Consider the following 6,181-nt stretch of genomic DNA (forward strand, 5'->3'; position numbering starts at 1 on the left):
CTAGGGCATAACCTTGGTCACTGGAGAGAAATTCCAAACAGTGAATCTAGTGCGCATACGACGAGTGCAGCGGCCTCCGGATCATTCTCGCCGCGTGGGTGTTTCGCCCAGGTATCAACAGCCTGCAAAGCTCCTGGTGAATCTAAGTCATCGGCGATGTATTCACGGATGCTGCGCACCAATTCTTCCGCCTTCCCCAGGCTGCCAGGCTGTTGCAGAGCCGCTCGCCAAAGGGCAAGCCGTTGTTCACTTTCAACCAAAAGCTCCTCGGACCAATCACGGTCGCTTCGGTAATGTTGGGAATAAACGCCTAAGCGGATTGCCGACGGTTCGTGTCCATTGGCGGTCAGTTTGTGGATGAAGACTAGGTTACCTAGGGATTTCGACATCTTGGTGCCATCTAGACCGATCATTCCCGCATGAACATAATGCCCAGCCATGCGATCAACCTCATAAGCTGCTTCGATGTGGGCTGCAGAAAATTCATGGTGTGGGAAAACTAAATCCGATCCGCCACCCTGGATATCAAAGCGTGCGCCTAGACGATTAGCAGCGATAGCTGCACATTCGATATGCCACCCCGGTCGCCCACGGCCAAACGGTGCCTCCCATGCCGGCTCGCCTTTCCGCTCTGCTTTCCAAATCAGAGCGTCCAGCTCATCATGTTTTCCTGGGCGTTCAGGATCACCGCCACGTTCTGCGAAGACTTCTAGCATTTCTTCGCGTGTGAAGTTTGATTCATAGCCAAACTGTTTGGTTGCGGTAATCGGGGCGTAGATGTCGGGATATTCACCATCTAGGATATAAGCTTTGCCCTGGTCTAATAAACTCCCCACAATATCTATGATTTCATCGACGGTTTCTGATACCGACATGAAATGCTGCGGTGGGATAACTCCTAGTTGCTCCATATCAGAGCGGAATAAATCGGTTTGCTCTGTACCCAGTTCGCGCCAGTCCTGGTTGTCGCGTTCGGCACGCTCAAATAGAGGATCATCGACGTCCGTGACGTTTTGTACAAAATGTACCGAGCGCCCATTGTCCAATAGTGCGCGATACACGAGGTCAAACGTCAAATAGGTGGCCGCGTGTCCCAGGTGCGTCGAATCATATGGAGTGATCCCGCAGACGTACATGCCCGCGGGGCCCTCTGGGTTCTGAAAGCTGACTTCGCGGATACGTTGATCAGCGGTGTCATAAAGCCGCAAAGGCACTGGGTTACCGTGGCGCGCTGGAATGGTGGGGACAACTGGAGAAGGCCAAGATTTCATAATGTCTTACTGTAACGACATTTAGACTGGTTGTAGAACTCCAAGCCCCAATAGCAGCATGACCAGCAGTCCGAGGGGGATTCGGTAGGCCGCAAACCAGGCAAAGGAATGATTAGCAACGAACTTCAGCAACCAAGCAATCGCTGCATAACCGACCAAGCCCGCTACTAACGTACCTACGGCTAGCTGCGCAGCACTTGCAGCCTGCCCAGAAGCTGGACCGAAGGCGTCGGGAAGCGAAAACAACCCGGATGCCATCACCGCCGGAATTGCCAGTAGAAAGCTGAAACGGGTTGCCACTTCTCGGTCAAGGTTTAAGAATAAGCCGGCCGAAATCGTGCCACCGGAACGCGACACCCCGGGAATCAGCGCCAAGCATTGTGCCAGTCCCATGATGATGGCATCACGGAAATTCAGCTCACCGCTCTCACGAGTCTTTTTCCCCCAGCGCTCTGCGGCGATGAAAACAAAGGAAAACAAAATCAGCACGGCTGCAGTAATCCACAGGTTGCGTAGGGAGTCTCGGATGAAATCTTTTGCTAAAAACCCAATTACGCCGATCGGGATAGAGCCCACGATGATCATCCAGCCCATTTTCCAGTCGGCACCGCGCGAGTTTTTGTCCATGAGCCCGCGTAACCAACCGCGCACAATCTGCACAATTTCGCGCCAGAAAAATATCACCACGGCAATCTCTGTGCCGAGCTGAATTACCGCGGTAAACGACGCTCCGGCATCTGCATCCCAGAAGAACTCAGAAAAAATCCGGAGGTGCCCTGACGAAGAAACCGGAAGAAACTCAGTTAAACCTTGAACGATGGATAATACGATCACTTGTATCCACGTCATGTCCAACGCATCTGCACTCGCTGTGACTTCCGCGGCGTAGCTTGTGGTACCGGAGGTTAAATCGGTCGTAATCACGGCTACTAGAATATACCCATAGGCAAGCATTACGTGCTTGTTGTAGCGTTCGGCGGCGCTAGCCTGCACTGATAAGCTATGTAGTTGTGAATATTCGATTTCGGTCGACGCATTTTCGTCCATACGCAATTCCTGCCCTTGTTTTCGTAACCGGTGCCGCTTTGGCTGCTTGCGCGGACAATCCGGCGATACCGGGTGCAGACGTTCCAGAAATGGGAAACGCTACCCCGGTCCCAAGTTCGACTCAGGTAGACGCTTCAGGGCTTGTTGGCGAGCTGATTGCACGGCCAGAGTTCAGCGAGGTTTCTGACATGGCTGTTACGGGCAAAAATTTGGCCCTGCGCATGCCTGATTCTCTGTGGCTGGGCACTGTTGATGAGCTTGCCGACGCTGGCAGCGTCATCGATATCGCTGCAGAATGCGGTGAACTGACCGCTACTGAGCAGCATTTTATCCTCGCCTGTGGTGACTCTCTGCAAGTTATTCCAGCTGGCGCGGCGAAAGCAGAGAGGATTACCCCGAAGGTTGATTTTCCAATTACTGCTGCAACCCGCATGAATAATGGTGATCTAGTGGTCGCATCTGAAAAGTCAGCAGAAGTGGCAATGGTGGCCCCAACTGGAGAGGTCATCAGCAGGTTTACTGCGGCTGCTCCGACTGATCAGTTAGTACATGTGGAATCGAAATCGCACGGCGAGCAGCTAGTGCGCACCTGGCGTGAGGACACGACCATTCAAAACTTGGACTGGCGCAATGAACGCGGCGGTGGAACCTTGCGCGTAGGACTGGGAGTCGGCGAAATTGCTGTGGGTGATGAGGGGCTTGTTTTAGCCACCGACGCACGTGGTGAACAGCTAGCTGTCTATACTGCGTTGGACGTCATCCGTTTGCATCAGACGGTTCCAGCACCTGCAGGTCCGTGGGCTGTTGCCTGGGATAGTAAACGGGATGTCGCTTGGACGGCATCGACAAAAGAAAATCTGTTGACAGCTTTCCGCATTTCTAGTGGTGTCCCACAGCAAACAGGGCAGCTTAAGACCATTCCCGATGCTCAGTCGCTGGTGGTAGCTGATGATGGAACGGTCGTGCTCGCCTCCGCAACAGGTCACGGTATTCAGGTAATAACTGACCCGGAATTATCTAATTCAGAACTTTCCGAACAACCCGAGGAGAACGGATAATCATGGCACCAGAGTTTCGGCAAGTGCAGAAAACCATGCGATCCGGGGTCACGAGTTTCCGATCGACCGCGTACAACAAGGCTTATAGCGCGGCATTGCGCGTGATGTTTCGCCTCGATCCGGAGCGCGTACACCACGGCGCTGATAGCGTGATGGCTTTAGTGAATTCTTCCCGGCTGCTTCGAAAAGCGCTAGCAACGGTACTGAGCACTAATGATCCCCGACTGGCTCAGGAAGTGTTCGGTGTGCGATTCCCACGTCCTCTCGGATTGGCAGCCGGGTTTGATAAGAATGCGCGAGCTGCTAAAGCTTGGTCGGCTATCGGCTTCGGTTACGCGGAACTAGGAACTGTCACCGCTGACGCGCAACCAGGAAACCCACAGCCGCGCTTATTCCGCCTGAAAAAAGATCGTGCAATTCTGAACCGTATGGGCTTTAATAATGACGGCGCAGCCCAGGCAGCACAGAATCTCCGCGGGCACATCACTAGCGGAGATGCTGCACAGCGCGGCATCATCGGTATCAATATCGGAAAAACGAAGACAACTCCCGTTGAATATGCGGCCGACGACTACAGACGGTCTGCTTCTGTGCTTGGATCAGCGGCAGATTATTTAGTGGTTAATGTCTCTTCGCCGAACACCCCTGGACTGCGCGATCTGCAGGCCGTGGAATCACTGCGCCCGATATTGCAAGCTGTACAAGAGGTATGTACCAGCCCGGTGTTGTTAAAGATTGCACCGGATCTTTCTAATGCTGATGTCGATGCCTGTGCGGATCTCGCGGTGGAACTTGGGCTGGCAGGGATCATTGCCACGAATACCACAATCTCGCGTGCAGGTTTACAGACGCCAGCTTCTGAGGTCGAGGCTGCAGGAGCAGGAGGCATATCTGGTCCGCCTGTCGCGCAGCGATCGTTAGAGATCTTACACAGGCTGCATAACCGCGTTGGTGACAAGTTGGTGTTGATTTCGGTTGGTGGTATTACCACGCCACAGCAAGCTTGGGAGCGGATTACCGCGGGCGCGACACTTCTGCAAGGGTACACTGGCTTGATTTATGGTGGACCGGGCTGGATTACCAGTATCCACCGGGGGTTGCTAAATCAGCTTGAGGCACATGGACTGGACAATATCTCTGCGGCTGTAGGATCTGGTTTGGAGTGGCGGGAAAACTAAATTTTCGGCATGACTGAACGCCTTAAAACCAGTGCACAAATGACACATAATATCGCATACATGAACAGCCAATGCTGCCCCATGAAACCAAGCGGTGTTTTGGGCAGGAATTGGCTGACAACAATGAATGCGACCGCAATGGACAGTGCGACGACCTGAGCCACACTAGGCTTTTGTGCGCGGTTAACAGTGGCAAAAGCGCCAAATAATACTGCCGCCACACAGATTCCTAAAAATGCGGGGGTGATGGCGAATGGCACTGCCCAACCATCAGATAACCAGGCGGTGATACCGAAGATCGCCAGTGCCACCGCCAACGCAATAAAAGCGCCGCCAGCTCTTAAAGCCAGCGGCACTGTAACTTCGCGTTTAGCGGAGTGAGATTCTTTTGAAGAAGAGTTTTTTGCTGCCATAGATCAACAGCATAGTGCCCTTCTTACTTAGTTTCGGCCCAGCCCCACAAGATTGCGCGCCCAATTGCATGGAAATGCAGATTGAAGCCCAGCACGGTAGGTGTTGCATCATCAGGGATGTCTAGCTCTTCAGTGTCTACCGCGTGTACTGCGTAGAGGTAACGGTGTGGTCCGTGGCCTTCTGGGGGCTGTGCACCGAAGTGAGTGCGCTCGCCAGAATCATTGATCAGCGACTGTACACCAGCAATCCCCAAACCTTCCGCGGCCCCAGCATTGGTTGGGAGCTCGTTGACGTCAACAGGAATGTTGAATGCAGCCCAGTGCCAAAAACCGGACGCAGTCGGTGCGTCAGGATCAAAGCAGGTAACTGCCAATGATTTGGTACCTTCCGGCAGATTAGACCATGCAAGTTGCGGTGATTCGCTGCTGGGCGCACGAAACTTCTCGGGAATCTCGTCACCGTCGACAAGATCAGTGGAAGTAAGGGTGAATGAAGGAAGATCATTCAACGGTGCGTAAGGGTCAGGTCCAGGAAAACGGGAATCGTTTGCGTAATCGGTCATGACACTATTTGTACCTGAATGCAGCAGAAATCTCTGTGGGGTGGCTAACCGCCATGCACCTAACGGGGTGAGTCACTGCCAGACACAAGCGCCTTTTCGGAATCCAGACCAGAAATAAACAGTGATTTAGTAGGTTTAACCTGCCTATTTGCGCTTGTTTGTCCGGATGACTATAGTAAGTCAACGTTGCCGAGTTAAAAATCGGGAAAATATTGACTTCTTTTGAAGCTTCAACTGGAAGTTCAATTTCTCGAGTTTTTACTGCACCCTGCCCGGGTGGCGGAATGGCAGACGCGCTGGCTTGAGGTGTCAGTGTCCTATTAACGGACGTGCGGGTTCAAGTCCCGCTCCGGGCACACTTGTGAAGTCTCGAGACATCGTTCCTATTTCGGTGTCTCGAGATTTTCTTCGTTTTGGGGGTTCGTTTTCTAGATTTCACCGAGTTGGTTGCGGTGGTATTTTTTGGTTTTGTCTAAGTGGTATCGGCCCCAGATTTCGCCTGTGTGGGGGTTAATGGCGGTGATGTCGTTGTTGATGCAGATGAGCATGATTTCTTTGGTGCGGTGTTTTCTTCCGACGTAGAGTTTGCGCATGTTGCCGGCCCAGCGAAGGGTTACTTTTCCGTCGTTGTCGACTTTGTCTCGCCGTAGG

At 52.9% G+C, this 6,181-nt stretch carries 6 protein-coding genes, 1 tRNA gene and 1 pseudogene; 3 read left to right on the forward strand and 5 right to left on the reverse strand.

What is annotated here, in order from left to right; all coding sequences use genetic code 11:
- Positions 1-17: 17 nt before the first annotated feature.
- Both mshC and O146_RS0100300 read right to left on the reverse strand, forming a co-directional pair.
- Positions 18-1,271: a cysteine--1-D-myo-inosityl 2-amino-2-deoxy-alpha-D-glucopyranoside ligase gene (mshC, locus tag O146_RS0100295; RefSeq protein WP_027017362.1), complete on the reverse strand. Its 1,254-nt coding sequence runs from the start codon at positions 1,269-1,271 to the stop codon at positions 18-20.
- Between the two features lie 21 nt (positions 1,272-1,292).
- Complete coding sequence (locus tag O146_RS0100300; protein ID WP_027017363.1) at positions 1,293-2,120, reverse strand: undecaprenyl-diphosphate phosphatase; 828 nt, start codon at positions 2,118-2,120, stop codon at positions 1,293-1,295.
- A 161-nt stretch (positions 2,121-2,281) separates the two neighbouring features.
- On the opposite strand from O146_RS0100300, the gene O146_RS10490 reads away from it, so the two are divergent.
- Together O146_RS10490 and O146_RS0100310 are read left to right on the forward strand one after the other, a co-directional pair.
- On the forward strand, positions 2,282-3,376 hold the full coding sequence (locus tag O146_RS10490) for a hypothetical protein (protein ID WP_152514662.1): 1,095 nt from the start codon (positions 2,282-2,284) through the stop codon (positions 3,374-3,376).
- Between the two features lie 2 nt (positions 3,377-3,378).
- On the forward strand, positions 3,379-4,554 hold the full coding sequence (locus tag O146_RS0100310; protein WP_155896207.1) for a quinone-dependent dihydroorotate dehydrogenase: 1,176 nt from the start codon (positions 3,379-3,381) through the stop codon (positions 4,552-4,554).
- On the opposite strand, the gene O146_RS0100315 is transcribed toward O146_RS0100310, so the two are convergent.
- Together O146_RS0100315 and O146_RS0100320 are read right to left on the reverse strand one after the other, a co-directional pair.
- Positions 4,551-4,967 (reverse strand): hypothetical protein, encoded by a 417-nt coding sequence (locus O146_RS0100315; protein WP_027017365.1) that lies wholly within the window; start codon positions 4,965-4,967, stop codon positions 4,551-4,553. The genes O146_RS0100310 and O146_RS0100315 overlap by 4 nt on opposite strands.
- Before the next feature lie 23 nt (positions 4,968-4,990).
- Positions 4,991-5,530 (reverse strand): YbhB/YbcL family Raf kinase inhibitor-like protein, encoded by a 540-nt coding sequence (locus tag O146_RS0100320; RefSeq protein ID WP_021353918.1) that lies wholly within the window; start codon positions 5,528-5,530, stop codon positions 4,991-4,993.
- Between the two features lie 270 nt (positions 5,531-5,800).
- On the opposite strand from O146_RS0100320, the gene O146_RS0100325 reads away from it, so the two are divergent.
- Positions 5,801-5,886 (forward strand) — tRNA-Leu (locus O146_RS0100325).
- Positions 5,887-5,958: 72 nt separating this feature from the next.
- On the opposite strand, the pseudogene O146_RS12785 reads toward O146_RS0100325, so the two are convergent.
- Positions 5,959-6,181: pseudogene (locus tag O146_RS12785) on the reverse strand (IS481 family transposase); the annotation flags it as partial.

This window comes from Corynebacterium pseudodiphtheriticum DSM 44287 (assembly GCF_000688415.1).
Lineage (GTDB): Bacteria > Actinomycetota > Actinomycetes > Mycobacteriales > Mycobacteriaceae > Corynebacterium > Corynebacterium pseudodiphtheriticum.